A 3078-nucleotide genomic window follows, 5' to 3' on the forward strand; every position below is an offset into this window, starting at 1 on the left:
CGACGTCCCGCTTGCCGGCGTCCAGCGCGTCCAGGTATTCGGGGAACGTCTCCCAGGTCCAGGGCAGGCCGTCGGTCATGACGACGCCGGGAATGTCCTCGACCCCGGCCATCACGTCGACCAGGACATCGTGGTCGGACTGGCGGCACGGCGCGAATCCGACGCCACAGTTGCCCATGACCACCGTGGTCACGCCGTGCGCCGACGACGGCGTCAGGCGTTCCGACCAGATGGACTGGCCGTCGTAGTGGGTGTGCAGGTCGACGAAGCCCGGGGTGACCAGCAGGCCGGTGGCGTCGATCTCCCGCTCGGCGCGCTCGCCGTTGACCCGACCGACGGCCGCGATCACCCCGTCGGTAACCGCGACGTCGCCGACGTACGGCTCACCACCCAGCCCGTCGACGATGGTGCCGTTGCGGATGATCAGGTCGTAAGTCATGCAAATAATCTACGACCGCGCCCGCCGGTCGTGCCAGGATCTAGTGTCGCTGGTATGGCCAACACCTCCAGCCCCGATGCCGCCGTCCAAGAACTGCTCCGCGACGCGTTCACCCGGTTGATCGAACACGTCGACGACGTCGCCGACGGCCTGACCGACGCGGTCGCCGACTACCGGGTGTCCCCGGGCGCCAACAGCATCGCCTGGCTGCTCTGGCACAGCGCGAGGGTGCAAGACATCCAGCTGGCCGACGTGGCCGGGGTCGAGCAGGTGTGGCTGCGCGACGGGTGGGTGGACCGGTTCGGGCTTGACCTGCCGCGCAACGACACCGGCTACGGGCACGGCCCCGAGCAGGTCGCCAAGGTCAAGGCGCCCGTGGATCTGCTGTCCGGCTACTACCACGCCGTGCACAAGCTCGCGCTCGAATACGTCGCCGGCGTGACCGCAGCCGAGCTGGAGCGGGTGGTCGACACCAACTGGGACCCGCCGGTGACGGCCAGCGCCCGGTTGGTGAGCATCATCGACGACTGCGCCCAACACCTCGGGCAGGCCGCCTACGTTCGCGGAATCGCGCCTTAAGGATCTCCCGGCGTGGGCATCGTGGCCGCCGTCTTCAGGGCGGTGCTGTGGCTGGCGACCACGGTCGCGCTGGCCGTGGCCGTTCCGGCGGTGTGGCTGCAGCTGAACGTGGTCAGCGAGGGCGGCTACGTCGCGCTGGCCCAGCGGGCCGCCGGCGACCCCGCGCTGCAGTCCGCCGCCGCGGACGAACTGGCCAACCGCGCGATGGCGCTCATCGCGGAGCACACCGGCGGACGCCAGCCGGTCGAGGGGGCGGAGGTGCACCTGGCCGCTGTCGCGTTCACGGCCGGGCCCGCCTTCCCGGCGTTGTTCGCCCAGGCGAACCGGGCGGCGCATCGCTGGTTGTTCACCGCCGACGGCGCAGGCGAGTCGTGGTCGATCGACGTGGCGCCGATGCTCAAGGACGCCGCGATGCAGCGGATACTGAGCCGCCACAACGTGAAAGTGCCCGCGACGCTGACGGTTCCGTTGACGGCATCGGCGCCCTCGGCCCACGGGTCGCTGCGGCCGGGGCGGTTGAGCCCGCTCGGCACGTGGGGTCCGTGGGTGAGCGTCGGCGCGGCCGCCCTCAGCGTCGTCTGCGCCGTGCTGCTGCTGGCCACCGCGCGACGCCGCGGTAAGGCACTCACCAGCCTCGGGGTCTCCGCGCTGCTGGTCGGCGCCGCCGGCTGGGCGGGCATCGAGATCGCGGCCCGCCACGTCGGCGACGCGCTCAACCGCACCACCGACGACATCCGGCGCATCGCCGAGGTGATGGTCTCCCACGCCGAGGCGGGCCTGCACCAATGGCTCAACCTCACGCTGCTCGTGGGCGTCGCGCTGGTGATCGGCGGTGTGGTCGTCGCGATGCTGGGCAGCCTGGCCAAGAAGCCGGCCGGCTAGCCGAAGGTGAACGAAAACACTTGCAGCCCAGGGCTGACCCGCATGTCGAGCTGGTCGCTGCGCGCGGCCTCGTCGGCCACGATCGGGTGCAGCGTGGGTGGGCCGCCGATCGCCGTCGTCGTCGTCTTGCCGTCCCGGGACACGGTCAGGGTGCCCGTGCCGCCGACGACGACGTAGACGTCCTTGGCGGTGTAGCTCAGCCGGATGCCGGTGTCATCGCTGTCGGCGGTGGCGCCCTGGTCGTCCAGCTTCCACCGGCCGCGCAGCGCGAACTTGTCGGCCGGCAGTGACGCCGGGTAGTCGAACGTCGCGGTGCCCGCCTTGTATTCGCCTGTGCCGCCGTAGCTTCGGGCTCGGTCGACCCCCAGATACGTCTCGGGCGTGAGCCGGGTCTGCGGCGTGGTGTCCGGCGAATGTGTCGGCCCGGGCAGCCGGGTGCCGGGATGCGCGCCGACGAGCAGCTCGCGGATCAGCTTCTCGGTGCCGTCGTAGTCGCCCTCGCCGAACTTCGTGTGTCGCACCTGGCCGGTCGCGTCGATCAGGTATTCCGCCGGCCAGTAGAGGTTCTGGTAGTTGTTCCAGGTGGTGTAGCCGTTGTCCAGCGCGACGGGGTAGGGGATGTGCAGCGCGGCGGCGCCGCTGGCCACGTTGGCGGGCACCCGTTCGAAGGCGTACTCGGGGGTGTGCACCCCGATGGCGACGAACCCGGCGTCGTGATACCGGTTGTACCAATCGATTACGTGCGGGATGGCGCGCTGGCAGTTGATGCACGAGTACGCCCAGAAGTCGATCAGCACCACCTTGCCGCGCACCGCCGCCGGGTCCAGCGGCTCGCCGTCCGGGGTGTTGAGCCACCCGGCGATGCCGGCGATGGCGGGTGCCGGGCCGCACTGCTGCAACTGCGTGGCGCCCTCCATGCAGTCGGTCAGCGCGCCGTCGATGGTGACCCCGCCCGGGCTGAGTTGCAGGCCGCTCGTCCCGGGCGGGGGTGTCGCCGGGCCTGCGTTCAGCGTGCGCTGGATGTCGTCGGCGCCGATCTTGTTCTGCATCGCCGTCGTGTAGTCGGGGATGGCGCGCTGCAGCATCGCCGGCAGGTTGAAGACCAGCGCGACGGCCAGCACGACCATCGTGATGCCGCCGGCGACCTGGATCACGCGCTGGTGGCGACGGAACGCGGC

General features: G+C 70.9%; 4 protein-coding genes. 2 read left to right on the forward strand and 2 right to left on the reverse strand.

What is annotated here, in order from left to right; genetic code table 11:
• A partial coding sequence (locus A9X05_RS28925; protein WP_156737071.1) for an amidohydrolase family protein occupies positions 1-439 on the reverse strand: 439 nt, incomplete at its 3' end.
• Between the two features lie 54 nt (positions 440-493).
• Between A9X05_RS28925 and A9X05_RS28930 the strand changes: the two genes are divergently transcribed.
• Together A9X05_RS28930 and A9X05_RS28935 are read left to right on the forward strand one after the other, a co-directional pair.
• Positions 494-1018 (forward strand): mycothiol transferase, encoded by a 525-nt coding sequence (locus A9X05_RS28930; protein WP_067747980.1) that lies wholly within the window; start codon positions 494-496, stop codon positions 1016-1018.
• A 21-nt stretch (positions 1019-1039) separates the two neighbouring features.
• Entirely contained in the window at positions 1040-1900 is an 861-nt protein-coding gene (locus tag A9X05_RS28935; protein WP_067785814.1) for a hypothetical protein, read from the forward strand.
• On the opposite strand, the gene A9X05_RS28940 is transcribed toward A9X05_RS28935, so the two are convergent.
• Positions 1897-3078: redoxin domain-containing protein (locus A9X05_RS28940; RefSeq protein WP_067785816.1), on the reverse strand; the 1182-nt coding region annotated here is incomplete at its 5' end. The genes A9X05_RS28935 and A9X05_RS28940 overlap by 4 nt on opposite strands.

It is taken from the genome of Mycobacterium sp. E3298 (genome assembly GCF_001666895.1).
GTDB lineage: Bacteria > Actinomycetota > Actinomycetes > Mycobacteriales > Mycobacteriaceae > Mycobacterium.